We start from the raw sequence: 22,999 nt of genomic DNA, 5'->3' as shown, positions 1-22,999 counted from the left end.
ATACTGCTGTTTTGTTGTGTATATCAATCTTTTCCGATTGTGGCTCTCAGCATATGCCAACTTATAAGTCGGCGTGATTGGAAGCAGATCATATGACCCGTTACGAAACGCTGCTCGAGGTCGAACTAGACGAGTGGGACAGTGGGTACGGTGTCTTGCAGGTCGTCGACCCGGACGACAGCGACACCGCCGAGTTACGGTTCTGTTACTTCAATGAAAACGGCAAATTCACGAACCGGCCGCTAACGCTACGTCCCGACGAAGAGACACTAGACCGAACGACGCGGATGGTGGAGAACCTCGGCTACGTTGCCCGGACCTTCGACCCAGCAGAGATCCGTGAACTCGTTGAAACACTCGGCGAAGATCGGGTTATCGAACTCGCACAACTCGTCGACACCCTTGGCGAAGCGCGGCTGGCGGAGATACTCGGGGAGTAAGGATGGCAGACACCCACCCACTGGTAACGGTCGAAACTATCGTCCTCGTGGGTCTGGGAGGCTTTGCCGGCTCGAACCTCCGGTACTTTGTCGGCCTCTTTTTGCCGGGATTACAGGGAACGCTGCTGGTCAATGTCTGCGGCAGTTTCGCGCTCGGCGTCCTAGTGTACGAGGGGCTGCAGGTGGGTGCGCTGGCCAGTGAAACGAAGCTGGCCGCGTCGACCGGCTTCATTTCGTCATTTACCACCTACAGCACGTTCGCGGTGGGGACCGTACTGACACCCGAGTGGGCCGTCGCGAACATCGTCGGAAGCTACGCTCTGGGGTTTGCCGGCGTCCTTGTCGGCCGTGAAACCGTCCGTCTGTTCGCCGGGGGTGAACGCTGATGGTCGCTCTCGAATCAGCGCACCTGGTCGGGGCCGGTGGAGCGCTCGGCGCGCTCTGTCGCCACTATTTGGCGGGTGCAGTCCAACGAGAGACGTTCCCGCTCGGGACGCTCACGGTGAATGCCATCGGGAGCTTCGCTCTGGGACTGTTGACGTTCGCTGGTGTGACCGGTGACGCGGCACTACTTGTCGGTGTCGGTGCGTGCGGCTCCTTCACGACGTTTTCCTCGTTTTCGGTCGAGACGGTCCGACTGTGGGAGAACGGCTACGTGGCCCTCGCCGCGCTCAACGCTGTTGGGAACCTCGCCTGTGCGCTGGCCGGAATCGGGCTTGCCTGGGGCATCGTGCGGATCGTCTAATTCCTGCCGCGTCATCGGGGTTCACAATCCCCCGCAGAGCCTTCGTTCGCGTTGTCTGCTTCGAGGGCGCTGGCTCGTGGCGTCTCACCACCATGGGGCGTCCGCCGCTCGCGGACCGTCAGGTGGTGAACAGATTCGGTGCTGTCGTCGACGACGAGCGCGTCACCGATTGTCTCCGGTAGCCGGGCCGCGAAATCGCCGTCGAGATACGTTGGCTGGGCCGCCTGTAGGGCGTTGATGTCCGCCGTGCTCGTCAGTCGGTGGGCAACGAGCAGGTCGGTCTGGGAGACGGTTGTCGCTGGCACCGCGCTGGGTCGCTGTGTCGCCAGCACACAGCTTACGCCGGGCTGGCGGCCTCGTGTGACGAGACGGCGGAGCGGACGCCGGGCGACGCCGTCGGTGAACGCGTGGGCCTCGTCGACCAGCAGCCACGGCAGTCGGTCCGTCCGGTCAGTCATCCGAGCGTCGTACAGCGCAGTCGCGACAGCGGCGAGAACCGCACCGGCTGGCCGCGAATCGAGCCCCGACACGTCGAGCACGGTCAGGCAATCGCTGCACAGCGTCTCAGTCTCGATACCCGAAGGCTCGAAGACGCCCCAGGACTCGGCGAGTGCGAGATGGTTCGTCGCCGCGCGGGCGGTGCTTGCCACCGCATCCGCATCGGCCACCCACGAGCGCATCCCGTCGAGAGTCACACGCTCGCTCGCTGCTCGCCACACGAGCGCTCCCGCGCCCCGTTCCGGGTCGAGGCCGAGCACCGTACACCACTGGCGTGGGTCAAGCGCGCCCGCGCGAACGCTGGGGTCGACCACCGTTGCAGACACGTCCGCAGTATCCAGCGGCGTGAACGCCCCCATCGGGTCGACGACGACCGGCGCGACCCCTTCGGCAGCCAACAATCCTTCGGCGAGAACGCCGAGCGTGTAGGTCTTCCCCGATCCGCGTTTGCCGACGACGAGGCCGACGTGTGGCCGGTCAACATCGAGGTTGACCGCAGCACCGCGGCTCCCATCGCGGGCCCGATAGTGACCCAGCCGCGCCGTCGCCCCAGTCGCCTCCTCGCGTCCGATAACGACCATGACGGCGGTTGCCCTGCTCTGATATTTGAACGTTCGTCCGGGGATTCAAGTACGAACCCGGGGCCACTCCAGCACATGTCAGATTCGCTGTGGCGCGACGAGCGTGCTATCGAGGGACTGCCGATCCGCCTGGTCATCGCGCTGGTGGTCGGCGTCGCCTGCCTCTCCGTGATGATGAGCACCATCTCCGGAATCGAGACACTGCAAGTAACGGAGGTCGATGTTGAGCCACACCCCGAAGTGGCTAATCCGGGGACACAGGACGTAGTTGTCACTGTCGTCGACTCGAAGGGGTCGCCCGTCGCCGGCGCGACGGTCGTCGCCAAAAGCGGGACGGCGACGCTCTCGTCGGTCAAGACTGGCGAAACAGGGAGTGAAGGGAACGCGACCCTCTCACTGTCGCCGTCGCTCGGACCGAATCAACAGGACGGCACCGTCACTTTCGAGGTGAAACCACCGGCTGGGAGCAACTACGAAGACGCTCGCTCGAACACCGACCTGCTTGTCGTCGAGTCGCCCTAGCCGTCCCAGTCAATCCATTCCTGCTCCCAGCCGGCGCGGGACTGGGCCGCCTGGCGGGCGCGCTCGCGGTCCTCGCGGTGGGTCCGGTTGCGCTCGACGGTGTCGGCCTGTTCGCCCTCGACGAGCATCGGCTGGAACGCGACAGTGCCGTGTCGCTTGACTGAGCCGTCGGCCTCGACGACGGCCAGTGACTGCTCGCCGGTTCCCAGCGGCATCACGAGCCGGCCGTCCTCGGTCAACTGCTGGAGGAGCGCTCTGGGCGGGTCGATTGCGGCAGCTTCCAGAAGAATTCGGTCGTACGGTGCGTACTCCGGAAGTCCGTCAGCCCCGTCACGACGGTCCACGAGGACGGCGTCGTAGCCTGCTTCTGCCAGGTTCTGTCGCGCTTCGATGACGAGGCGGCGCGTGATATCTATCGCATGAACGTTCGCTGCGCCGACCTGTTCTGCCAGTACGGCAGCCGTGTAGCCGACGCCGGCACCGACCACGAGCACGTCGTCGTCTTCCTCGGGTGCCAGGGTTTCGAGCACGCGGCCGACGGTACTAGGCGAAAGAACGCGCGTGCCGAGGCGTTCAAACGGGCGGTCGGAGTAGGTCTGTTGCTCGCCGACGAACGCCTCTCTGGGGACGGCACGCATCGCTGTCGACAGCCACGCGCTCCGGACGACACCCTTGCTCTCGTGTTGCAGGCTGTCGACCATGTCGTCCCGCAGTACCGCTGGGTCCATACCAGTATATTCGACCAGAGCTATATCAATGGCGCGACAACGGCCGTGTCTGTCGAAAACCCCCTACTGGAGCGGGACGAACCGAACACCGCCGTGGTCCTCGCTGTCAAGCGTGCCGTCAGCCCGTTTCTCCGCCCGGATGAGGCGCTGCTGCCCATCGTCGATCGGAGCCAGCAGGACGCCACCGTCGCGGGTCTGCTCAACAAGCGGGGCGGGGAACTCCGGCGCGGCACAGGTCAGATACGTCCGGTCGTAGGGGGCGTGGTCTGGCCACCCCTCCTTGCCGTCGCCGGCGCGAACGGAAACGTCGCCGTAGCCGGTCGCTTCCAGTGTCTCGCGTGCCTCATCGGCCAGCGATGCGTGGTACTCCACGCTGTAGATGTTCTCGGGGCCGACCAGTTCGGCGGTCACCGCGGCGTGGTAGCCACATCCCGTGCCGATCTCCAGTACCCGATCTCCGGGGGACAGGTCCAGTAACTCGGCCATGATTGCGACCATGTGCGGCGCAGAAATCGTCTGGCCCGACCCGATTGGGAGCGGGCGGTCGGCGTAGGCATCGTGTCGCTTGTCGTGCGGGACGAACCGATGGCGGGGAACCGACGCTATCGCCGCGAGAACGGCCTCGTCAGAGATACGCTCTCGCAGACGGTCGGCCAGCCGCGACCGCTTCCGATCCCAGTCGGCCATCCTACCAGGCCGACCACGCCGTGGTCGACTCGTCCCTGACGTACAGTCGGTTGATGTCCTTCGCGATACCCATGTCGCCGTCGTGATCCATGTTCTCGTGGTCGTAGCCGTGGGCGTCGTCGCGGACGTGAATCCCTTCGACGGTGAACTCTTCCTCGCCGAACTCCTCGGTTTCGCCGACGACGAACTCGTAGTCGCCGGGGACGTGGAGCTTGAAGCTCTCGGTCTCGTCGTGAGTGCCGTCCTTCGGGTGCATTGTGACGTTGACCGAGACGTTTCCGACGGCTCGCGACCAGATGGTATCGACGTCCTCGGCGGCCGCCTCGTCCTCGCGACCGTCCGCGGTCTCCAGACTGGTGATGCGCGCAGTCACAACCGCTTCCTCGGTTTCCAGCAGGAACTCCTCGCCGACGGACAGTTCTTCCTCAGCCGGCACGTCGACCTCGGCGGTGAAGGAGTCCCCGTCCTGTGAGACGACGACACTACGCTGCAGCGTCTCTTCTTCCGGGAGTTGTTCCTTGTGGACGTGGTCACAGTCCGTACAGCGAACCGTCACGTGGCCGCCCGGCTTCAGCACCTCGTGAACCGTTTCCAGGTCCGGCGAACAGGCCGGACACGGGAGGGCGATGCGGTCGCCCGGTGTAGCATCTGTCATATGCAGTCGTTGACTACGCTCCCGTAAATGGTCGTCGCCACGGCGCTGCTCGTGGCTCTCACTCTCACGGCCGCCTAGAGCCGTTCCACGTTCGCGGCGTCGCCGTTCGTCTTCGGGAGGTCCACTTCCTCCCCACGTTCGCGGCGGGGCCGCTCACTCGACGCGAGGAAGCTCCACTTCCTCGCCGTCCTCACGGCTCCCGTCAGTCGCCGCTCGGCTCCGGGAGCTCTACGACCTCCCCATCCGCATACACGGTCGGTTCCGTCAAAATTCCGTCCAGATGAATCGGTGCGTGGACATCGCCGCCCATCGCGTGGTCATCGCCAATAGCGATGTGGACAGTGCCACCAGCTTTTTCGTCCAGAAGGACGGAGCCGACGAGTTCGGTGACGGCGACGTTCGTGCCGATACCCAACTCCGCGAGATTGTACGCGTCCCGACCGACCTCGTCAGCGGCGTCCTCAACCTGCGCACGGATGTCGGGGTCGTCGATGTCCGTGACGTAGCCGTCCTCAACCTCGAACGTGAGGTGCTTCCCGTCGAGTTTGCCGTGGGGGCGCATCGTCCCGTCGACGACAAACGTGCCGTCGGCCGTCTCGGGGGCGAGGAACACCTCGCCGGCAGGGAGATTCGACATCTCGCCGGCCTCGTGGACGATGCCGGTGTCCATATGCCACTCGCGGGCACCGATACCAAACGTGATGTCGGTCCCCTGTGGCGACGTGACCCGGATTTCCTCGGCGTCTTCGACCTGTGCCAGCACGTCCTCGCAGTGCTGTTCAATGAGGTGGTAGTCGGCGTCTAACCCCATCAGGAACACGCCCTCGCTGATGCCGGGCAAGGTTGCAACGCGAGCGCCGGCCTCGTTGGCGTCGGTCCGGGCTTCGGTGTGGCTCAGGCTCTTGGTCGTCGGCGCGAGCACGACATCGGCGGTTTCCATCGCGCCAGCGACCGGCGCAGGCGGCTCGGCGCCGTGTTGCTCGCCCGGCGGGTAGCGCACAAAAACAGAGTCGTCGGTAATCTCTGCGGCGACGCGATACAGCGCCTCCCCGATCGCCTTCCGCTGGTCATCAGTGATGACGGCACATGACTCGTCGGGCTGGAGGTTCAGGCACTGTTTGACGGCGGTTTCTGCGGGCGCGCGAAGTGACGCGTTGTCCATACAACTGCTTGCGTACTCCGCCTGAATAACTCTTGATAGACTGCCGGCACAGGCCGGCGAAACACGCAACATCTCGGTGTTTTCTGGCAGTTCATGTTAAGAGATTACAATTGCCAGAGGTACAACTATCTGAGTTAATTTCTCCGTAAATTAATCACAAAGAATATACTCTCCCCGGAGAGATGGATGTATATGCTCCACGTGGGCATCAACGGCTTCGGCACCATCGGGAAACGCGTCGCTGACGCGGTGCGTGTCCAGCCAGATATGACAGTAGCGGGCGTCGCAAAACGCTCGCCGAACTTCGAGGCAACTATCGCAGACGACCGCGGCTACGACCTCTACGCCGCGGACGGCCGCGAACCGTTCGATGAAGCCGATCTCGCGACGGCCGGGACGGTCCATGACCTCATTGAAACGAGCGACGTGGTCGTCGACACCACGCCGAGTGGCGTCGGCGCGGCCAACGCGCCGCTGTACGCCGAGCACGACACGCCAGCCATCTTCCAGGGTGGGGAGGACGCCGATGTGGCAGACGTGAGCTTCAATGCCCGCGCCAACTACGAGAAGGCAGTCGGGGCTGACACGGCTCGCGTCGTCTCCTGTAATACAACAGGCCTGTCACGCCTGCTCGCACCGCTCAGGGAATCATACGGGGTTGAAAAATCGCGTGTGACACTGGTACGACGCGGTGCCGATCCGGGCCAGACCGGTCGTGGCCCGATCAACGATACACTCCCTGACCCCGTCGAAATCCCCTCCCACCACGGTCCCGACGTCCAGACTATTTTTCCCGACCTCGACATCGACACGATGGGGATGAAGGTCCCAACGACACAGATGCACACTCACAGCGTCAACGTGACGCTGGAAAGCGAACCCACCACAGAGGAAGTCACGTCGCTGTTGACCGATGAATCGCGGCTGTTCCTCATCCCGGAGACGCTCGGTATCGACGGCGCGGGGAAGCTCAAGGAGTACACCCGTGACGCCGGTCGCCCGCGCGGTGACGTGTGGGAGAACTGCATCTGGGCCGAATCCATCACGGTCGAGGGGCGGGACCTCTACCTGTTCCAGGCGATCCACCAGGAAGCCGATGTCGTGCCGGAGAACATCGACGCCGTTCGCGCGCTCTCGGAGCGGACTGCAAGCGCCGAGAAGAGTATTCGCCGGACCGACGAAGCCCTCGGTGTCGGCCGCGGCCTCGTCGAACACGACGGCAGCCCACAGCGCGTCGACAGTCACGCCGACGACTGATTCTCACCCCAGTTCGTGGAATTCGACCTCGCCGGTGTCCGTCGAGAGCGTCGCGACCGAGAACGGCTCGGGGGCCGGCGGAATCGAGATGCCGCCGGGGTTGATTCGTACCGTGCCCGCGCGCTCCTCGTGCCCGCGTTCATGGGTGTGGCCGTGAAACACGTAGTCGTAGCTCCCGCACTCGACCAGCGCGTCGACGATCTCCTCGCTAGTCCCGTGATACACTGCGATGGTGCGTCCGTCGATTGTCAGCTCACCCATCTCGCCAAAGTACGTGCCGAACTCCTCGACAGTGGACTGGACCGCCCACTCGCCGTCGTTGTTGCCGCGCACAGCGTAAAACGACCAGTCGCCGTCGAACGGTGTCACAGAGAACGGCGCAACGAAGTCGCCGCAGTGGACGACGGTCTCACAGCCCGCGTCAGCGAACGTCTCAACTGCGGCTTCGACCTGCGACGCGTTGTCGTGTGTGTCCGAGACGATGCCGATTTGCATACCAGCGACGTTCAGCCGGCAGCGACTTGAACGTATGTCCCTCGACACTGGTGCGGACGTAGTCGTCACGCAGGCGCGATGCTTTTGTTTAGTCACCGCCTACGACGGCCGATGGCACGGGGACTCATTGGGACAATCGAACTGATGGTCGCGGTCGTACTCGCCGCGCGGGTCACCCTCCTCGGTGTCGACAACCTCGCCCGCGGCCAGACGGCGATCGGTGCGGTCTTTCTCGGGTTAGCCGCCGCCTTACTGGTCATCGAATGGGTCGCACCCTCCCCGACGGACATCCCCGGTGCAATCGCCGGGCGGGCGCGCAGTGCGCTCCCCGGTGGGAAGCCGCCGGACAGTGGCGACGACGACTAACCCTCGTCGCGCCAGCGATCCGGACATCGGTGGCGAAACTCATGACGGCTATCGGGCTACCGTGTTGTCACGTTCATAGCGTCGAGACGTGGCAAGACCCGACGCTATCGAAACAGAACCACTCGGCGAGCAATAAGGAAATTGGACGCGTCAGTCGGCCGCGAGGGTCTCGCTGGCGTCGTCGAGCAGTTGCTCGATGGAACGGTCGCTCGGCTCGTTTTCCAGCAACACGTCGATTGGGAGCGTCGGCGCGCCGTCGACGAGGTTCTCGAGCAGGACGAGTCGCTCGCGAGCCCGGGACATCCCGACGTAGAACACGCGCCGTTCGTTGTCGGTCAGCGTCGGGATGGGACTGGTGTGTTTCGTGAACTCGTCCATACCGGGGACCTCGATACCCTGCTGGTCGACAGTCGCGGCCATCTGCTCGACGACCTTCTCGGTGAGGTCGGTCGCGACGAACACGTGGTCGGCCTCGCGACCTTTGGCGGAGTGAATCGTCCCCACGCGGACGCGGTCGGCGTCCATCCCGGTGTAATCGCCGGTGAAGTACGCGTCGACGGTCCGCTCCTGGAAGTTGGTCACCTTCCGGAGCATATCGCCCGCCGAGGCCGCGTCGGGGAGGAACGGAACGTGGTCCCGGACAACGTCGGGTTCAATCTCGATGTCGGCGATGTCCTCGTCCTCGTGGGACTCGTCGATCTCTTCGAGCGCGTCGAAGAGTTCGTCGCGTTCGCCCGTGCCGAAGGCGGAGTCGACGAGCATATCGGCGAGCCGGCGCGCTTCGAGCACCGTGAGCGGTTCGTCGGCTTCGACGGCTTCAAGCCCGTTGACGTACTGGGTGAGCCGGTCGGTCCACATCCGCTGGTCGGTGAGACAGGAGAAGGGGATCCCGTTGTCGATGAACTCGTCGATGAACTGGAACATCTGGTAGCGGGCCCGGAACAGCACCATCACCGTCTCGTCGGACTGCTCGATGGTCCGCGTGACGTTCCGGGAGAGGTCGAACATCGAGGGGTTCTGGACCGCCTCGACGCGGCCGCCCTCCTTGCGCGGATTGAGGTCTTTCTCTTGGCGTTTCTCGATGTGGCGCACCTCGCGGTTGACGACGTTCAGGATGCGCGAAGGAAGCCGGTAGGAGTTCGGCAGAACCTCGTCCTGGGTGACGACTTCCTCGAGCAGGAGGTCGGGGTCAGCGCCCTGCCAGGCGTAGACGACCTGATCGTCGTCACCGGCGATGAGCACCCGCTCCATGTGGGGTTTCCACTCGTCGTACACGTCGTACTGCAGCGTCGTGATGTCCTGAAACTCGTCGATGATGAGGTAATCGACGTTGGGGAGCAGCGAGCGCTGGGCGACCCGTTCGAGCATGTCGGCGAAGCCGGTCAGGTCGTTCTCGCCTTTGTACGTGCGCCAGCCGCGAATGGCGCTGGGCACGTCGATGCGGTCGTCGTCGGTCGGCCAAGTCGGCGTGTACTTGTTGCCGGTCTGTGCGTTGTCGTCGATCTCCGGCGGCAGTCGGACCTCCTCGTCGTCCCACTTGAACGGAACGTCGTACCAGTCGGCCACGTCACGGCGGGTCCGCTGGAGCCACTGGCTCGTCGCGATGATCTTGTTCCCGATGGTAGTCGAACGGGCCGACCGGCGTCGGGAGCCTTCGTACTCGTCCTCGTATTCGATACCGAACTCCTCGCAGAAGGCCTCCTTGTCGTCTTCACCGACAACATCGCCACGGGAGAGGTTCAGCAGTTCGTACGCCTTCGCGTGCATCGTACAGACGTTCCCGCGGAGGGCGCGAGGGGACAGTCCGAGTCGGTCTGCGAGCCGTTCACGGATCTCGGCCGCCGCCGCACGTGTGTACGAGACAACAAGTACGTCACGGAAATCGACGTCGTCGTCTTCCAGCAGTTCGTCAACGCGGTCAAGCAGCGCCGTCGTCTTCCCGCTACCGGGCCCACCGAACAGGCGGACAACCTCGGTGGTCGAATCAGTCATTGAACATGTAGTGGGACCGCGGCCAAATAAACAACGTGCTTTGCGGGGACGATAACTGACAGGCGAACCCAAACGGATTTCTCACCGGTACAGCGACACGTACAGCATCGCGAACCCGATGATGAACGGGATCGTCTCCGCCATCTGGAAGAACACACGAACGATGGCACCAGTCTCGCCGGCGCTCAGTTGCGTGATGACACTGGAGATAGCGACGCCCATACTGATGAACGCAAAGCCGACAAACGCGTACTGGAGACGTTCTGACGGACGCTTCCGGTAGGCCTGAAAGCTAATCAGGGTGATCCCGAGCGTCAGCCCGAACACCACCATCCGCATCAGGATGAGCACGCTACGTGCGATAGTCACGCCAGTCGTCATGCGGTCACCCGTCTATTGGTCGGCACACTCATTCCGGGTTCAGCTCGTCCCAGAGCTGACTGAACCGGTCCGGGAGGTTCTCCTCCCGATAGATACGTACTTTGTACTCCTCGTCCTCAAGCGATATGACCGTCGACTCGAAGTTGGACTCGTACACCTTGTAGTGGTTTCCGTCCTCGGCGACGAGCGTCCGGTCGGTGATGAGGTCGTACTCGTCGAGCAGTTCGATACGTCGATACACCGTCGGCAGCGAGAGGTCACACTCCTCTGCGAGTTCCTTCGCCGACTGCGGTTCACGACTGATTGCGGCGAGTACACGGCGCGCGTGCTGGTCGCCGATCGTATCGAGAATCTCCTCGATGCTCTGTTCCTCAGCCACTACACCAAGATTCGCGTCATATTATATAAGCGTTTTCGAGCACTGTGGTGGTTTCACGTTCAGAAAACACTGCCCCGTTTATATCATGATAGCCCCTGTAGCACTCAGTGCGGATTGCGTTCAGGTGAGACGATGTCCGGAGACAACCTCCGTCGCGTGACGACGGGCAAGATGCAGGGCCAGAATGCCGATGAGCGAGTGACCCCTCTCGGCGATACAGAGCGCCCGGAATCGCATGACCCACCCAGTCGTGACGCCATTACGGAGTCGCTGTTGGACCCGGTCATTGACGACGTCGTCGACGGCGAGACCGCGGTCGATGACGGTCTAGTCACACAGAGTCTGGAAGAGATCCTACTGGCGATGATCGCAGTCGCCGATGGTGGCACCCACGGGACCGGACTGATGGAGGAACTAGAAACCCAGTTCGGTGCCGAACTGAGTCCGGGGACAGTGTATCCCCGGCTGCACGAGTTAGAAGCGGATGGCACGCTCCAGATGCACGAACTCGTCCAGACGAAACAGTATGGAATCGCGGACGATGCGGCTGCAAAGGAGCAGATCGCAACGTCCGCGTACCAACATCTCGCGCTCGGGCTGTTCCTCCATGCGTCGCTCGATGCGCTGTAACCACCACGAACCGGTCATCTCGCCGACACACCCCCCAATCGTCGGCTACGAGCCGGTCGGCCCGCCGACACATCACCCCCAACCGTCGGCTGGCCACACAAAGACTCCCCACTTCCTTTCTACGCAACGTAACGCAGTTCCGACTGTCTGCGCCGTTGCTGTCTCGACAAGGGACGGCGTGAGGCCCATCTCAGTAGGGAACGAACTGTCGGTTCTGCAGGTCAGTACCGCCGCTACCGGATGAAAGGAGGAAGACCGAAAAGTGGAGTATCCTTACCGTACCGGTGTCCAGCCACACACCGAGCACTGTGCCGCTGTCGACTCGTGAAGACCGCCGCAATCAGGGCACTGCTTCTTGTTATAGCTCTCTTCCCAACCACTCTGGTCCACGTCGTGACCACGCTGGGAGAGGAACTCGTCGAACATATCGTCACTACTCGGTGCGGACGCCATACATGATATGGTATAGCACATCAGTATATAGGTTTAATGGTATTGTGAAACATTGCCATAAGTAACGACGCACCACGTGCGACGAGACGGCCAGTCACAGCGAGCGGTGCCACTCAAGAACCGTACGACCAGCAACAGCGCTAGATGAGCAGTCGTTCAGACAGTGGGCTGGACCCGATTGTGTCCGGTACCACCCGTTAGCTGTCGGTCTCAACCGGGTGGGTGTAGTCAACAGTGAGACGGGCGCTAGCGATGAGCGCGTTTGCGATGGCCTCCGTCGCCGGTTCCTGTTCGGTTCCCCCCTCGATAGATAACTCTTCGCCGAGTGCGTACACCTGAAACCGGTGTTCGTAGGGCTGTCCGGCTGGTGGACACGGCGGTTCATACCCCGGCTCGTTGGGGGGCTGTGTTCCCTGTCGAGCACCGCCGAGCGTATCGAGGGTCGGCTCGCGAGGGAGTCCGGCCGGAATCCGTTCCGTCTCTGGCGGGACGTTCCACAGCGTCCAGAACACCGGCTGGCTAAACACGCCGCCGTCGTACTCGGCTGTGATGGCAAGCGCTGCCGTCGGCTCCGGGACGCGCTCGATGACAAAGGGCGGCGAAACGCCGTCGCCGTCGCAGGTGAACTGGGCCGGGAGCTCGTCTCCGGAACTGAACGCAGGGCTTGACACTTCGAAGGCCGATGTTGTGTCGTCCGACTGCCCGGTACAGCCCGCGCTCCCGACCAGTGCTGACACCCCGAGCGTCTGGACGAAGTGGCGACGGCGCATATCAGAGTGGGAGGGACAGGTAGTAATCTGCCTTGTGATACCCCGCCACGTCCCACGTCGAATCCGGGGACGGGACACCACTGGTCCCTATCAGGGCGAACATGTTCCCTCCCGTCACCAGCGGCTGAGAACGTCTTGCCCCCTTCTTATTTTGGGGGTACTGGAGTTCTAACCACATGGAACTCAAACGCAAAACGATCGCGAAGGTGATCGCCGCCGCGTTCGTCTTCAACCTCATCGTCATGGGGGCCGGCGCGTGGATCGCGTATCAGGAAGCGCCACCAATCCCCGAGCAAGTCGTCGGACCCGACGGCGAGACGCTCGTCACGGGTGAGGACATCCGCGACGGGAAGAAGGCGTTCCAGAAGAACGGGCTGATGAACCACGGTTCGATTCTCGGAAACGGCGCGTACTACGGCGCGGACTACACCGCTGACTCGCTGGAGTTGAAAACCCAGCATATGCGGACGTACTACGCCGAGGAGCGCTACGGGTCCGAGTACGAATCGCTGTCGACGGCCGAACAGGCCGCCGTCGACGATGACGTCAAACAGGACCTCAGTGGAGAGTACGAGGGCGGAAACATCGAGTACACCGCCGCGGAGCTGTACGCCCACCAGCAGGTCCGTCAGGAGTATGTCGAGCGGTACCACGAGGGGAGCCACGAACGAGGCGTCCCCGAGGGGATGATCGACTCCGAAGCCGACGCCCGACAGTTCGCCGACTTCGCCATGTGGACGGCGTGGTTCTCCCACACTGACCGCCCGGGCGGCGAGCACTCCTACACGAACGACTGGCCGTACGAGCCCGCCGCCGGTAACGACGCGACCGGCGCGGCGATGACCTGGAGCGTCATCGCGATGGTCCTGCTCGTCGCCGCCGCCGGTGGCGGCATCTGGCTGTACCAGTCCGTCAGCCTCCCGGAACCGTCCGCCGGCGACCTCTCGGTTCCCGAGCCGGGCGACGTGAGCATCTTCCCCAGCCAGCGGGCCGCTCTGCGGTTCATCCCGGTCGCCGCCGGGTTGTTCCTCTCGCAGGTGTTACTCGGTGGGTTGCTCGCCCACTTCTACATCGAACGAGCCGGCTTCTTCGGCATTGAGGAAATATTCGGCGTCCACATCCTCCAGCTACTGCCCTTTGCCATAGCGAAGACCTGGCACATCGACCTGGGTATTCTCTGGATCGCCGCGACGTGGCTCGGGGCGGGGCTGTTCCTCCCGCCGCTGCTGACCGGCCACGAACCCAGGCGACAGTCGACGTATATCAACATCCTACTCGGAGCTATCGTCGTCGTCACCGTCGGCGGCCTCGGCGGCATCTGGCTCGGCTCGCACGGCTACTTCGGCGACCTCTGGTGGCTGTTCGGCAACGAAGGGCTAGAGTACCTCGAAGTCGGGAAGGTCTGGCAGGTCGGACTGCTCGCCGGCTTCGGTCTGTGGGCCGTCCTCTCGATTCGAGGCCTGAAGCCGCTGCTGGACCGCGAGCCGGTGTTCGGCCTCGCACACATGATCCTGTACGCCGGCGGTTCCATCGCGCTGCTGTTTACCGCCGGGTTCTTCTTCACCCCCGAGACGAACATCGCCGTCACGGAGTTCTGGCGCTGGTGGGTCGTCCACATGTGGGTCGAGGGGGCCTTCGAGTTCTTCATCGTCGCCATCATCGGGCTGACGCTGGTGTCGATGAACCTGCTCAGCCGCCGCAGCGCCGAGAAGGCAGTCATGCTCCAAGCGTTGCTGGTGATGAGCACAGGTGTCATCGGCGTCTCCCATCACTACTGGTGGGTCGGGATGCCCGATATGTGGGTCCCCATCGGGAGCGTGTTCTCGACGCTGGAACTGCTCCCGCTGGTGTTCATCCTCTATGAGGCGCTGGGCCAGTACCGGACGATGTCGGAAACCGGCGGGTTCCCCTACAAGCTCCCGTTCATGTTCATCATCGCCAGCGGGGTCTGGAACTTCGTCGGGGCCGGCGTGCTCGGGTTCTTCATCAACCTCCCGCTGATCAACTACTACGAGCACGGCACCTACCTCACGGTCGGCCACGCTCACGCCGCGATGTTTGGGGCCTTTGGCTTCCTCGCGCTGGGGATGGTCACCTATATGCTCCAGCTCGCCATCAAGCCCGGCCGCTGGGACGGCTCCTGGCTCCGGGCGGCGTTCTGGTGCTGGAACGTCGGCCTGGCGCTGATGGTGTTTGTCTCCGTCCTGCCCGTGGGCTTCCTCCAGTTGGAGGCGGCGTTCACCGGCAGCTACGCCGCCGCCCGGAGCGTGGCGTTCTACAACCAGCCGCTCGTCCAGACGCTGTTCTGGGCGCGACTCCCCGGTGACACGCTCATCATCCTCGGGACAGCGATCTACGCGGCCGACCTGATCCGCAAGCGGTTCGTCCTCCGGAGATCCGAAGACGACCCCACGGTTGAGGACATGGCCGTCGCGGAGGGCGTCATGAGCGACGACTGAGTAACCGCCGGTCTTCGGCTGTGGTCATTACAGCCGGAACACGACTTGGCCGACAGAAACGAAAAGAGAGTGAAACGCCGGATCTAGACGGGGAACTGCGTCGCCGTCCCGGCGACGATGACCCACGTCACAAGAACGGCGTTGATCGTCGCGCCGACCCAGACCCGACCCGTCTTTCTGAAGAAGTACGTGCTAACGAAGGCCACGATGCTGAGCAGAGCGACGAACTGCAGCGCCAGGATTGTCAGCAGTGGGTGGCCAAGCGGCAGGGGCTGACCGGTCAGCAGCGGGATGTACTGAATCGCTAGCAGGACGACGAATCCACCGACGACGATGAGCCAGTTCGTCGCCATCGCCCGGCGAAGCGACCGGGACTCGCCCTCGGGACGGAGCTGGCCGTGCAGGAGCGCGCCGAGGACGACGAAGAAGGCGAACAACGGCAGGAGATACGAGAAGCTGATCCGGAACTGCGCCGGAGAGAGGAGTTTGATGGCGAACACCCAGATACGGAAGTCCGTCTGGAACAGGAACGCCACGACGGCCTCAAGCAGGTACAGCACGGCGACGGTAGCGACGCCGGCCAGAACCGAGACACCAACCGTTCGCGCGCCGTCGCCCGTATCGAGACCGTAGTTCGCCAGCGACACGGACGGGTCATCGGCGTTGCTCGTGTAATGCCACACCGCGAACAGCACCGCCGTGATGACTGTGTTCCCCAGCGCCCAGACGATCACGCCGTTGTTGATCTGCTGTGGGAACAGCCAACTGAGCCCGATGATCGACGGTGCGATGTCCTGCAACGGGAAGTACGTCACAATCGGGATGGCCGCTGCGAGGAGCGCCGCCGCGTACCGCTTGGCGCCGGTCATCCCCTTCCCATCAGGATACTCCCGTCGAAGCCTGTCAGTCGATGCCCGCTCGATGAGCAGTCCACCGGCCGGGAACAGTGACAGTACACCGCCAATGAGGGCGATAAAGGTCCCCAGCGATTTCCAGTACCAGACCTGATTACTGGGGTCCATCTCGTCTTCACCTTCGAGCGTGAGCTGGAGCCATTCGACGGACGCGCCGATGGCTGCGGTCGAGAAGTGGTCGCCGGGGTGGGTCGTTGCCGGCGTGTACAGTTGCCGTGCGGTCCCGTCCTCGACGCTGCCGTAAGTGCGCCCCTCTTCAACGGCGCTGTCCGTACCGAACACCGTCTGGAGTTTTTCGCTCTGCTCAACGTCGGAAGCACTCGCGGTCCCCCACATCAACGGGGCGAATTCGTCGTACTCGCTGAACACGACGGCGAGGTTCCGTGGGAACGAGTCAGTGCCTTCGGGGGCACGGTTCGAACCAGTCGATGACCCCTCAATGACCATCGATTCGTACCCGTCCGGATGGGCCGCGGCCGCCGTGATGACAGTCCAGCCGCCCATCGAGTGCCCTTCGAGCCCGATGTTTTCGTTATCGACGTAGTCCAGCGAGCGGAGATATTCGAGGCTGTCGGGGCCACCGTAGCCGTTCTTGAACGCTGGCGGGTCCGAGTAGCCGTGGCCGGTCTGGTCGATAGCGAGCACGACGAAACCCCGTCTCGCGTACTCGATAGCGAACGGCGATTGCGTCTCTTTCGAGTTGATATACCCGTGGACGGCCAACACCCCCGGTTGTGGGGACGCGCTGCTCGCCTCCTCAGGGACGTACAGCGTCCCGCTCATCATCGTTCCGTTGGTCCCGGAGAACTTCACGTCGCGAACCTCGACGGAACCGGCGTCTGTTTGTACTGTCCATGCGAGTCCGCTTCCGCTGAATATCAGGAGTAGCGACACTGCAGCTACGAACCACAGTCGTCTATTATCGTTCATTATATACCACGGCAACAGGTGAGACACTCAGGGAATTAAACTTACTGTAAACTCCAAGCCAACGGTAAAGAATTGGGAGGGTATCTAAAATTGGTATTCTAACCCGCTGAGATGGAGATCTGACCCCCTTCACGTACTGGATGGTGCTCCAGTTCCCACTTCATTACCAACTATTCAGCATTACCAATAAACCGGCTTTCGGGCTTCTACGGCCACAGATAGCCACTTCAGTCTTCGGCACGCTCCCCATGGACGAGGTTACGCGCCGCCGAGCTCGTTTGTCCAGAGGTGTTCGATGTCGGCTTCGAGATCTGCCGTGTCGAGCGCCTCGACGCCGGCCAGGTACTTACGGGCGTCTGTGAGGTGCTGCTGGACTGCGGCCACATCGTCAACCGACTTCGCGGCACAGAGCGACACCCGCGCCCGGTTGATTTCCAGTCGCTCCCCGAGCGCCTGCGTCGCCGGGATGTCGTGCTCGTCGCTGAGCTGTGCCATGCGGTCTAGCACGCTCGTCGGGACTTCCAGTTGAGCCGCAATGTCCCGCGACGGCAGGTCGACCGTGACATCGGTCGTCTCACACTCACTCTCCCCCCACGGCGCGATAACGTACTCCTGTCCCTCTGTGGACATATGACACAGGACACCCCAGCCACTCATATTTACTCACAGGCTACCAGGAAGAATAAAGCGAATACCGATCGGTTCGATGGCGTTAGTCGTCGGCTTCGGCTGTCTCTGACCGGGGAATTGTCACGTTCGTGAGCCCCGCCTCGATTTCGTCGCGTCGGCTCTCGAACTTCCCGGGCAGCACCAGCCGGCCACCGAGGTCGTCACGCGGTTCATCGCTGTCGTAGCCGGGGCCGCTTGTGGCGAGTTCGAACAAGATGCCGCCGGACTCCCGGAAGTAGACCGACCGGAACCAGTGACGGTCGATCTGTGACGTGGGGCGTAGCCCCGCGCCACGGACGGCCTCGCGCATCGACTGCTGGTCCTCGTCGGTCGGCGTCTGGAAGGCGACGTGGTGAACCGTGCCGTGGCCCTGCCGGCCGCCCTGGATTGTCGGTAACACGTCGACGTACTTCCCGACGGTCCCCGTCGCGGCGAAGCGGGTCCGCTCGTCGCCGGGCGTGTCGCCCTGTGCCTGTTCGGTCCCGACTTCTTCTAAGCCCATCGTCTGGAGCAGTTCCTCCGTCGGTTCGGGGTCAGCCAGCCACAGCGTCACGGAGTGGAAGCCGCGGATCGCGGCGTCTTCGGGGACAAACTCTGTCCATGGCTCAGTCGGGTCGTCGTCGGGAATCTCGACTTCGACCAGTTCAACCGGAAGCCCATCCGGGTCGCGGAACGGGAGAACAGTCTCGCCGAACCGCTCAACGCGGTCGTCGTAGTCGACGCCGTACTCGTCGAAGCGGCCCTCCCAGTAGTCGAGGCTCCCCTCGGGAACGCGGAACGCGGTGCGTGAGACCTGTCCGGAGCCGACCTTCCCCTGTGCATGGTCCTCCCACGGGAAGAACGTCATGCTCGTTCCCGGGTTCCCCTCGGCGTCGGCAAAGAAGAAGTGGTACGTACTGGGGTCGTCCTGGTTGATCGAGCGCTTGACGAGCCTGAGTCCAAGCGTTTCGACCCAGAAGTCCATGTTCTGCTGCGGGTCGCTCGCAATACATGTCACGTGGTGGATACCCGGTGTCGGGGTGACTTCGGTCATTGGTATCAATACGTGCCGGAACTACTTGAGTGGCTGCTGACGCGAGTGTTACCGGGTTACAGTCGATGAGAGCAGTTGGCGCTGCCGAGTCAGACGACGGACAGCAGCTATATATGATACTGGTGGGACATTCGCGTATGGCAGACGCGGACCGGACAGCGATTCTCGGCGGGACCTTCACACCGATTCACAACGGCCACCGGGCGCTCCTACACAAAGCGTTTCAGACCGCAAGCCACGATGGGAGTGGCGACGGCCACGTCATCGTCGGGCTGACGAGCCCCGAACTGGCCACAGAGACGCGTAGCGACCCAACACACGTCAAGCAGCTGGGTGCGTACGATGACCGTCGGAGCGCGCTCGTTTCCGAGTTGGACCAGTTGGGTGAGCCATACACCGCCACGTATGAGATTGTCCGATTGGACGACACGCAGGGACCGGCCGCGACACGGGCGGACGTGGATGCGCTCGTCGCGTCGCCGGAGGCAAAGGCGCAGCGCCGCGCCTACGAACTCAATCAGCAGCGGCGGGAGTCGGGGCTCCATCCACTGGAAATCCACACGCCGCCGTTCGTCGTCGCCGAGGACGGCACGCGAATCAGCAGTACCCGGATTCGAAACGGCGAAATCGACGTGCACGGCCGCCTGCTCGACGCGTCGGAATGAGATCCAGCTGATAGGCTCCAGTGTCTCCACGCGCTATGCCGTCACTCTCTGGTATCTAACCCAGCCCCGTCCAGCCGTTCGGCGGCACTATCGACAGTCAGCGGCACGTCCGCTGTTCGGCCCTCGAACAGCCTGACAACCTGTGGCGGGCGCAGGTCACAGTCCCGCAGCAGGTCAGTGTCTGTCAGGATGTGTCGGGTCGTCCCTCTCGCAGCAATCGTGCCGGTATCGTCAAGCAGCAGCACCCGGTCTGCGACGTGTGGAACGAGTTCGGTATCCGGCGTCGAAACGACGAGCGTGACGCCGTCGGCCGCGAGTTCGTCGAGCAGGTCGAGAATCGTTTCGCGGTTCGCAGCGTCGACGTTGCTCACTGGCTCATCAAGCAACAGCACGTCTGGTTCGACGGTGAGCGCGCTGGCGAGGGCGGCTCGGCGCTGTTCGCCGCCGCTAAGCCGGAACGGCGGCTTCGACAGGAGGCCGTCGAGGTCGAGCCGGTCCGCGACTCGCTCGACGCGGCGGTCGACTTCCGCGCGGTCGCAGTCGAGTTGTGCTGGCCCGTAGGCGAGGTCCTCGCGGACGGTCGGATTGAACAGGTAGTCGGCGGGGTTTTGCGTGAGGACGCTCAACCGACTACGGACGGTATCGGCGTCGGTCGTCGCCCCGAAGTACCGTACCTGCCCGCCGTCAGGGTCGACTAACCCACCCATCAGTTCCAGCAGCGTCGACTTGCCAGCCCCGTTCGGGCCGAGCAGTGCCACACGCTCGCCGCGCTCGATGGACGCGTCGACACCGTCTACGGCCAATGTTTCGTCGGGGTAGGCGTACCGGAGGGCAGTCGCCTCGATGGCAGTCACGCGACCACCACCACGACGGCGAGTGCGACGACCAGACCGAAGGCGAGGTCGGCCCGCCCGAGCGGTTCTCTCGGCTGTACCGGCGTCGAGCCGGTGCCGCCGCGGGCGCGAGCGGCCCGCTGGACCCGCTCGCCGCGCTCTAAACTCCGGACGAGAAACGAGCCAACGAAGTGTCCCGAGTCACGCCAGTTCCGGCGAAGACTCGGCTCAGCAATGGTTCGGCTCCGTCGAGCCCGAATCATACGTTCGAGTTCGGCGAAAAAGAGGAGTAAATAGCGGTACGTGATTCCGAGCAGTGAGACGGCAATCGGCGGGACTCGGAGCCGGCGAAACGCCGCCAGCAGGTCGGCGAAGCGGGTCGTCAACAGCAGCACGGACAGGAAGCCGACACACGCGGTTACGCGGACGGCGAACGTGAGCACGTAGTCGACGCCAGCGGCCGAGAGCGGGAGCGACCCCAGCGAGGGGCCACCCATCAAGAACGCTTGCGGCGCGACGACCACGAACGCAAAGACCGGTGGCCCGGTCAAGCGACCCAGAAAAGTACGGACGGGGACCCGCGACAGCGCCGCGAGCACTGTGGCGAAAAGCGCGAGCGCGCTGACGACTGCCAACGCCCGCTGTGTCACGGTCAGGGTGACAAGCATTGCGATGCCGACGAGCTTGACCGTCGGCGTAACGGCCTGAAGAAACCCGTCCCGCTCCGGGAGGTCCTCCGCGAGCAGGAACCACTGGGCGCTGGCCGCGATAGCCGCGACGGTCCGGTCAAGCAGGTCTCTGCCGGACATCAGTTACTGGCGCTGGTCGGTATTCGCCCCGAGCAGGCGACCGATGCCAACACCGAGCAGGAGCGTCAGTGCCGTTCCGACGACAGCCGACACGAACGTCCCGGTCGCGCCGCCGAATCCGGGGACACCGTAGTCGGGGAACAGCGCGGTACCGACGGCGGTGGCGTGTTCTGTCGCACCTGTCGTCTCGGCGGCGTTCTCGAGCGGTTCGGCGTAGCCGACCTGCCCGGCTGCCCACCCGAACACTGGCGCAAGCAGCGTTAGGACCAAGAGCGCGGCGAGCGCACGGGGCAGCCAGTCGGGGCGGGCTCCAGCCATCACGCGCTCACCTCCGAAGCGGCGTTCGGCCGGAGGTCGGGGCGAGCGCGGGCGAGGTAGCGATAGACCGAGGCGGTGATGGCCCCCTCAATCAGCCCGAGTACGAGATGCCCGACACCCATTATCGACAGCGTCGTCAGCAACTGGTACTGAAACGCCGAGGAAAGGCCGAGCTGGAGCGCGGCGGTTAGTGCGCCGGCCGTGATTCCCAACCACCCCGCGACGAAGGCGGCGCGGAACTCACCGTAGGGAACGAGCAGGCGATAGATGGCGTAGCCGACATACACCTCGACGACAGCCATGTTGAACACGTTCGCGCCGAGCACCACGAGCCCGCCGTCACCGAAGACGAGCGCCTGAATCGTGACGACAGTCGCAACACAGAGTGCACCCAGATGCGGGCCGAGAAGAATCGCCGCGAACGCGCCCCCGACGAAATGGGCGCTGGTTCCGCCCGGAATCGGCCAATCGAGCATCTGTGCAGCGAAGATGCTCGCCGCGACGACGCCGAGCAACGGTGCGCGCGCATCAGATATTTCACCGTTGACGCGCTTCGCAGCAACGCTCAAAACGACGACCGCAAGCGCACCAAACAGCAGTGCAAGCGGCAGATCGATATATCCGTCGGGAATATGCATACTACTCAGGTCTGGTCCCGGCGCTGTAATAATACTTTTTCATCGGGCAGTATTACTGCCGGCGGGTGAGTATTACCGAAGCCCGGATACCCATATGCGGGCCCGTCCCTATCGACACACATGAGTGACGATCTCGACCGGATCAGTCTGACACTCCCGTCGTCGATGGTCGACCGGCTCGACGGCATCGTCGACGAGTGGGAATACGCGAGCCGGTCGGAGGCGATACGGGACTCACTGCGTGACTTCTTTGCGACCTACGAGTGGGAATCCGGTGACGAACAACACCATCACGGGACGATTGTCATCGTGCACGACCACCACGTCTCGGGTATCGCTGACGAACTCCAGACGGTCCAACACGAGATGGCCGACATCATCACGTCCGTCCAGCACATCCATCTCTCCCACGATACCTGTATGGAGACGCTGGTCGTTGAGGGCGCGGGTGGCACAATCACCGAGTTGGCCAACCGACTCCGTGCGATTGGTGGCGTCCAGCAAGTCAAGGTCGTCGTTGTCGACGAGTGATCAGCGGACGGTGAGCGGGGGCGGGCCCGAAGCAATAGGGCTATTCAGTCCAGCAGATAGCCATCTTATAGGCGGTTTTGAGACAACAGAAATGGGCCCTGCCGGATTTGAACCAGCGCTCAATCGGTTATGAGCCGATCGCTTTAACCAGACTAAGCTAAGGGCCCTTCAGAATGGTGTTGATGAGTCCGCATCTTTAGCCTGTCGGGTTGGAGTGGTGGGGTTCGGAGAGACAGGTGGGCCAATACAGAGTGTCAATACATCGCTCGTATGTTCACGCTCCAGCGCCGTAGAAGCCGATAGCAGCAGAGTCACAGCACTCGTCGGTTAGTGAGTGAAAGAACGACGCCACCGCCAGGGCTCGAACCTGGGACAACCTGGGTAACAACCAGGTGCTCTACCAACTGAGCTACGGCGGCGCGAACGCATTCAGTCATTGCCAGAGTTGGTAATTAGGGC

The 22,999-nt window shown here is 63.2% G+C and carries 29 protein-coding genes and 2 tRNA genes; 10 read left to right on the top strand and 21 right to left on the bottom strand.

All coding sequences use genetic code 11. The annotated features are described in order from the left end of the window. Positions 1-92: 92 nt before the first annotated feature. The 3 genes from AV059_RS09600 to crcB are packed head-to-tail and all read left to right on the top strand — an operon-like array spanning position 93 to position 1,185. Positions 93-440 carry a hypothetical protein gene (locus tag AV059_RS09600; protein ID WP_058994201.1) on the top strand — a complete coding sequence of 116 codons (348 nt, stop codon included), beginning with the start codon at positions 93-95 and terminating at the stop codon, positions 438-440. A gap of 2 nt (positions 441-442) precedes the next feature. After that, complete coding sequence (locus tag AV059_RS09595; protein WP_058994200.1) at positions 443-826, top strand: CrcB family protein; 384 nt, start codon at positions 443-445, stop codon at positions 824-826. Beyond that, on the top strand, positions 826-1,185 hold the full coding sequence (gene crcB / locus AV059_RS09590) for a fluoride efflux transporter CrcB (protein ID WP_058994199.1): 360 nt from the start codon (positions 826-828) through the stop codon (positions 1,183-1,185). Before AV059_RS09595 ends, crcB begins: the two co-directional genes overlap by 1 nt. Positions 1,186-1,196: 11 nt before the next feature. Here the strand turns inward: crcB and AV059_RS09585 are convergent, their stop codons facing one another. After that, positions 1,197-2,264 (bottom strand): ATP-binding protein, encoded by a 1,068-nt coding sequence (locus AV059_RS09585; RefSeq protein ID WP_058994198.1) that lies wholly within the window; start codon positions 2,262-2,264, stop codon positions 1,197-1,199. Positions 2,265-2,339: 75 nt separating this feature from the next. Between AV059_RS09585 and AV059_RS09580 the strand changes: the two genes are divergently transcribed. Then, positions 2,340-2,786, top strand: a complete 447-nt coding sequence (locus AV059_RS09580) for a hypothetical protein (protein WP_058994197.1) — start codon at positions 2,340-2,342, stop codon at positions 2,784-2,786. Here the strand turns inward: AV059_RS09580 and AV059_RS09575 are convergent. The 4 genes from AV059_RS09575 to AV059_RS09560 form a co-directional block, all read right to left on the bottom strand. Beyond that, complete coding sequence (locus AV059_RS09575; RefSeq protein ID WP_058994196.1) at positions 2,783-3,514, bottom strand: protein-L-isoaspartate O-methyltransferase; 732 nt, start codon at positions 3,512-3,514, stop codon at positions 2,783-2,785. The genes AV059_RS09580 and AV059_RS09575 overlap by 4 nt on opposite strands. Before the next feature lie 63 nt (positions 3,515-3,577). Beyond that, on the bottom strand, positions 3,578-4,201 hold the full coding sequence (locus AV059_RS09570; RefSeq protein WP_058994195.1) for a protein-L-isoaspartate(D-aspartate) O-methyltransferase: 624 nt from the start codon (positions 4,199-4,201) through the stop codon (positions 3,578-3,580). Between the two features lies 1 nt (position 4,202). Further along, entirely contained in the window at positions 4,203-4,856 is a 654-nt protein-coding gene (locus tag AV059_RS09565; RefSeq protein WP_058994194.1) for an HVO_0476 family zinc finger protein, read from the bottom strand. Between the two features lie 202 nt (positions 4,857-5,058). Beyond that, positions 5,059-6,018: an aminopeptidase gene (locus tag AV059_RS09560; RefSeq protein ID WP_058994193.1), complete on the bottom strand. Its 960-nt coding sequence runs from the start codon at positions 6,016-6,018 to the stop codon at positions 5,059-5,061. Positions 6,019-6,210: 192 nt separating this feature from the next. Here AV059_RS09560 and AV059_RS09555 point away from each other — a divergent pair, with 192 nt between their 5' ends. Next, positions 6,211-7,275, top strand: a complete 1,065-nt coding sequence (locus AV059_RS09555; RefSeq protein WP_058994192.1) for a type II glyceraldehyde-3-phosphate dehydrogenase — start codon at positions 6,211-6,213, stop codon at positions 7,273-7,275. A 3-nt stretch (positions 7,276-7,278) separates the two neighbouring features. Here AV059_RS09555 and AV059_RS09550 read toward each other — a convergent pair whose 3' ends face one another. After that, positions 7,279-7,770 (bottom strand): metallophosphoesterase, encoded by a 492-nt coding sequence (locus tag AV059_RS09550; protein WP_058994191.1) that lies wholly within the window; start codon positions 7,768-7,770, stop codon positions 7,279-7,281. Positions 7,771-7,881: 111 nt separating this feature from the next. Between AV059_RS09550 and AV059_RS09545 the strand changes: the two genes are divergently transcribed. After that, on the top strand, positions 7,882-8,136 hold the full coding sequence (locus AV059_RS09545) for a hypothetical protein (RefSeq protein ID WP_058994190.1): 255 nt from the start codon (positions 7,882-7,884) through the stop codon (positions 8,134-8,136). Between the two features lie 150 nt (positions 8,137-8,286). On the opposite strand, the gene AV059_RS09540 is transcribed toward AV059_RS09545, so the two are convergent. The 3 genes from AV059_RS09540 to AV059_RS09530 all read right to left on the bottom strand — a co-directional run bounded on the left by AV059_RS09540 (position 8,287) and on the right by AV059_RS09530 (position 10,888). Beyond that, positions 8,287-10,128, bottom strand: coding sequence for a UvrD-helicase domain-containing protein (locus AV059_RS09540; RefSeq protein ID WP_058994189.1), 1,842 nt, complete (start codon positions 10,126-10,128; stop codon positions 8,287-8,289). 81 nt (positions 10,129-10,209) lie between these two features. Next, positions 10,210-10,509 carry a hypothetical protein gene (locus AV059_RS09535; protein ID WP_058994188.1) on the bottom strand — a complete coding sequence of 100 codons (300 nt, stop codon included), beginning with the start codon at positions 10,507-10,509 and terminating at the stop codon, positions 10,210-10,212. Positions 10,510-10,537: 28 nt separating this feature from the next. Continuing rightward, positions 10,538-10,888: a helix-turn-helix domain-containing protein gene (locus AV059_RS09530; RefSeq protein WP_004958928.1), complete on the bottom strand. Its 351-nt coding sequence runs from the start codon at positions 10,886-10,888 to the stop codon at positions 10,538-10,540. A gap of 132 nt (positions 10,889-11,020) precedes the next feature. On the opposite strand from AV059_RS09530, the gene AV059_RS09525 reads away from it, so the two are divergent. Next, positions 11,021-11,518 (top strand): PadR family transcriptional regulator, encoded by a 498-nt coding sequence (locus AV059_RS09525; RefSeq protein ID WP_058994187.1) that lies wholly within the window; start codon positions 11,021-11,023, stop codon positions 11,516-11,518. Positions 11,519-11,791: 273 nt separating this feature from the next. Here AV059_RS09525 and AV059_RS09520 read toward each other — a convergent pair whose 3' ends face one another. The 3 genes from AV059_RS09520 to AV059_RS22785 all read right to left on the bottom strand — a co-directional run bounded on the left by AV059_RS09520 (position 11,792) and on the right by AV059_RS22785 (position 12,844). Beyond that, positions 11,792-11,971 carry an HVO_0416 family zinc finger protein gene (locus tag AV059_RS09520; RefSeq protein ID WP_004515335.1) on the bottom strand — a complete coding sequence of 60 codons (180 nt, stop codon included), beginning with the start codon at positions 11,969-11,971 and terminating at the stop codon, positions 11,792-11,794. Positions 11,972-12,168: 197 nt separating this feature from the next. Then, positions 12,169-12,741, bottom strand: coding sequence for a YbhB/YbcL family Raf kinase inhibitor-like protein (locus AV059_RS09515; protein ID WP_058994186.1), 573 nt, complete (start codon positions 12,739-12,741; stop codon positions 12,169-12,171). Between the two features lies 1 nt (position 12,742). Beyond that, a complete protein-coding gene (locus AV059_RS22785) occupies positions 12,743-12,844 on the bottom strand; it encodes a nucleotidyltransferase domain-containing protein (protein ID WP_228841778.1) in 102 nt (33 codons plus the stop codon). A gap of 73 nt (positions 12,845-12,917) precedes the next feature. Between AV059_RS22785 and AV059_RS09510 the strand changes: the two genes are divergently transcribed. Beyond that, a complete protein-coding gene (locus tag AV059_RS09510; RefSeq protein WP_058994185.1) occupies positions 12,918-15,200 on the top strand; it encodes a nitric-oxide reductase large subunit in 2,283 nt (760 codons plus the stop codon). A gap of 83 nt (positions 15,201-15,283) precedes the next feature. On the opposite strand, the gene AV059_RS09505 is transcribed toward AV059_RS09510, so the two are convergent. The 3 genes from AV059_RS09505 to AV059_RS09495 form a co-directional block, all read right to left on the bottom strand. Continuing rightward, entirely contained in the window at positions 15,284-17,044 is a 1,761-nt protein-coding gene (locus tag AV059_RS09505) for a S9 family peptidase (RefSeq protein ID WP_058994184.1), read from the bottom strand. Positions 17,045-17,302: 258 nt separating this feature from the next. Beyond that, complete coding sequence (locus AV059_RS09500) at positions 17,303-17,674, bottom strand: hypothetical protein (protein ID WP_058997543.1); 372 nt, start codon at positions 17,672-17,674, stop codon at positions 17,303-17,305. 82 nt (positions 17,675-17,756) lie between these two features. After that, positions 17,757-18,746, bottom strand: coding sequence for a VOC family protein (locus AV059_RS09495; protein WP_058994183.1), 990 nt, complete (start codon positions 18,744-18,746; stop codon positions 17,757-17,759). 137 nt (positions 18,747-18,883) lie between these two features. Here AV059_RS09495 and AV059_RS09490 point away from each other — a divergent pair, with 137 nt between their 5' ends. After that, positions 18,884-19,411, top strand: a complete 528-nt coding sequence (locus AV059_RS09490) for a phosphopantetheine adenylyltransferase (RefSeq protein ID WP_058994182.1) — start codon at positions 18,884-18,886, stop codon at positions 19,409-19,411. A gap of 41 nt (positions 19,412-19,452) precedes the next feature. Here the strand turns inward: AV059_RS09490 and AV059_RS09485 are convergent, their stop codons facing one another. Genes AV059_RS09485 through AV059_RS09470 form a run of 4 tightly spaced genes read right to left on the bottom strand, consistent with a single transcriptional unit; the run spans position 19,453 to position 22,009 of the window. Further along, the gene (locus tag AV059_RS09485; RefSeq protein ID WP_058994181.1) at positions 19,453-20,265 is read right to left on the bottom strand and encodes an energy-coupling factor ABC transporter ATP-binding protein; all 813 of its coding nucleotides are present in this window, start codon (positions 20,263-20,265) and stop codon (positions 19,453-19,455) included. Then, entirely contained in the window at positions 20,262-21,053 is a 792-nt protein-coding gene (gene cbiQ, locus AV059_RS09480) for a cobalt ECF transporter T component CbiQ (protein WP_058994180.1), read from the bottom strand. The genes AV059_RS09485 and cbiQ overlap by 4 nt, the downstream gene beginning before the upstream one ends. Before the next feature lie 3 nt (positions 21,054-21,056). After that, complete coding sequence (locus AV059_RS09475) at positions 21,057-21,371, bottom strand: PDGLE domain-containing protein (protein WP_058994179.1); 315 nt, start codon at positions 21,369-21,371, stop codon at positions 21,057-21,059. After that, positions 21,371-22,009 (bottom strand): energy-coupling factor ABC transporter permease, encoded by a 639-nt coding sequence (locus tag AV059_RS09470; protein WP_058994178.1) that lies wholly within the window; start codon positions 22,007-22,009, stop codon positions 21,371-21,373. The genes AV059_RS09475 and AV059_RS09470 overlap by 1 nt, the downstream gene beginning before the upstream one ends. 120 nt (positions 22,010-22,129) lie before the next feature. Here AV059_RS09470 and nikR point away from each other — a divergent pair, with 120 nt between their 5' ends. Beyond that, positions 22,130-22,540 carry a nickel-responsive transcriptional regulator NikR gene (nikR, locus tag AV059_RS09465; RefSeq protein ID WP_005537287.1) on the top strand — a complete coding sequence of 137 codons (411 nt, stop codon included), beginning with the start codon at positions 22,130-22,132 and terminating at the stop codon, positions 22,538-22,540. Positions 22,541-22,632: 92 nt separating this feature from the next. Here nikR and AV059_RS09460 read toward each other — a convergent pair. Then, a tRNA-Ile gene (locus AV059_RS09460) sits at positions 22,633-22,707 on the bottom strand. A 179-nt stretch (positions 22,708-22,886) separates the two neighbouring features. Beyond that, positions 22,887-22,959 (bottom strand) — tRNA-Asn (locus AV059_RS09455). Positions 22,960-22,999 lie beyond the last annotated feature (40 nt).

This window comes from Haloarcula sp. CBA1127, from assembly GCF_001485575.1.
Taxonomy (GTDB): Archaea; Halobacteriota; Halobacteria; order Halobacteriales; family Haloarculaceae; genus Haloarcula.
Note: the sequence above shows the minus strand (reverse complement) of the source record. Positions and strands in the feature narration are given on the sequence as shown.

What these genes read in the sequence shown, in the direction of transcription:
- cbiQ (WP_058994180.1), bottom strand. Translation starts at nt 21,053, where the DNA reads ATGTCCGGCAGAGACCTGCTTGACCGGACCGTCGCGGCTATCGCGGCC.
- AV059_RS09560 (WP_058994193.1), bottom strand. Translation starts at nt 6,018, where the DNA reads ATGGACAACGCGTCACTTCGCGCGCCCGCAGAAACCGCCGTCAAACAG.
- AV059_RS09550 (WP_058994191.1), bottom strand. Translation starts at nt 7,770, where the DNA reads ATGCAAATCGGCATCGTCTCGGACACACACGACAACGCGTCGCAGGTC.
- AV059_RS09520 (WP_004515335.1), bottom strand. Translation starts at nt 11,971, where the DNA reads ATGGCGTCCGCACCGAGTAGTGACGATATGTTCGACGAGTTCCTCTCC.
- AV059_RS09600 (WP_058994201.1), top strand. Translation starts at nt 93, where the DNA reads ATGACCCGTTACGAAACGCTGCTCGAGGTCGAACTAGACGAGTGGGAC.
- AV059_RS09535 (WP_058994188.1), bottom strand. Translation starts at nt 10,509, where the DNA reads ATGACGACTGGCGTGACTATCGCACGTAGCGTGCTCATCCTGATGCGG.
- AV059_RS09500 (WP_058997543.1), bottom strand. Translation starts at nt 17,674, where the DNA reads ATGTCCACAGAGGGACAGGAGTACGTTATCGCGCCGTGGGGGGAGAGT.
- AV059_RS09495 (WP_058994183.1), bottom strand. Translation starts at nt 18,746, where the DNA reads ATGACCGAAGTCACCCCGACACCGGGTATCCACCACGTGACATGTATT.
- AV059_RS09505 (WP_058994184.1), bottom strand. Translation starts at nt 17,044, where the DNA reads ATGAACGATAATAGACGACTGTGGTTCGTAGCTGCAGTGTCGCTACTC.
- AV059_RS22785 (WP_228841778.1), bottom strand. Translation starts at nt 12,844, where the DNA reads ATGTTCGCCCTGATAGGGACCAGTGGTGTCCCGTCCCCGGATTCGACG.
- AV059_RS09575 (WP_058994196.1), bottom strand. Translation starts at nt 3,514, where the DNA reads ATGGACCCAGCGGTACTGCGGGACGACATGGTCGACAGCCTGCAACAC.
- AV059_RS09475 (WP_058994179.1), bottom strand. Translation starts at nt 21,371, where the DNA reads ATGGCTGGAGCCCGCCCCGACTGGCTGCCCCGTGCGCTCGCCGCGCTC.
- AV059_RS09545 (WP_058994190.1), top strand. Translation starts at nt 7,882, where the DNA reads ATGGCACGGGGACTCATTGGGACAATCGAACTGATGGTCGCGGTCGTA.
- AV059_RS09515 (WP_058994186.1), bottom strand. Translation starts at nt 12,741, where the DNA reads ATGCGCCGTCGCCACTTCGTCCAGACGCTCGGGGTGTCAGCACTGGTC.
- crcB (WP_058994199.1), top strand. Translation starts at nt 826, where the DNA reads ATGGTCGCTCTCGAATCAGCGCACCTGGTCGGGGCCGGTGGAGCGCTC.
- AV059_RS09540 (WP_058994189.1), bottom strand. Translation starts at nt 10,128, where the DNA reads ATGACTGATTCGACCACCGAGGTTGTCCGCCTGTTCGGTGGGCCCGGT.
- AV059_RS09595 (WP_058994200.1), top strand. Translation starts at nt 443, where the DNA reads ATGGCAGACACCCACCCACTGGTAACGGTCGAAACTATCGTCCTCGTG.
- AV059_RS09585 (WP_058994198.1), bottom strand. Translation starts at nt 2,264, where the DNA reads ATGGTCGTTATCGGACGCGAGGAGGCGACTGGGGCGACGGCGCGGCTG.
- AV059_RS09565 (WP_058994194.1), bottom strand. Translation starts at nt 4,856, where the DNA reads ATGACAGATGCTACACCGGGCGACCGCATCGCCCTCCCGTGTCCGGCC.
- AV059_RS09525 (WP_058994187.1), top strand. Translation starts at nt 11,021, where the DNA reads ATGTCCGGAGACAACCTCCGTCGCGTGACGACGGGCAAGATGCAGGGC.
- AV059_RS09580 (WP_058994197.1), top strand. Translation starts at nt 2,340, where the DNA reads ATGTCAGATTCGCTGTGGCGCGACGAGCGTGCTATCGAGGGACTGCCG.
- AV059_RS09470 (WP_058994178.1), bottom strand. Translation starts at nt 22,009, where the DNA reads ATGCATATTCCCGACGGATATATCGATCTGCCGCTTGCACTGCTGTTT.
- AV059_RS09570 (WP_058994195.1), bottom strand. Translation starts at nt 4,201, where the DNA reads ATGGCCGACTGGGATCGGAAGCGGTCGCGGCTGGCCGACCGTCTGCGA.
- AV059_RS09555 (WP_058994192.1), top strand. Translation starts at nt 6,211, where the DNA reads ATGCTCCACGTGGGCATCAACGGCTTCGGCACCATCGGGAAACGCGTC.
- AV059_RS09510 (WP_058994185.1), top strand. Translation starts at nt 12,918, where the DNA reads ATGGAACTCAAACGCAAAACGATCGCGAAGGTGATCGCCGCCGCGTTC.
- nikR (WP_005537287.1), top strand. Translation starts at nt 22,130, where the DNA reads ATGAGTGACGATCTCGACCGGATCAGTCTGACACTCCCGTCGTCGATG.
- AV059_RS09490 (WP_058994182.1), top strand. Translation starts at nt 18,884, where the DNA reads ATGGCAGACGCGGACCGGACAGCGATTCTCGGCGGGACCTTCACACCG.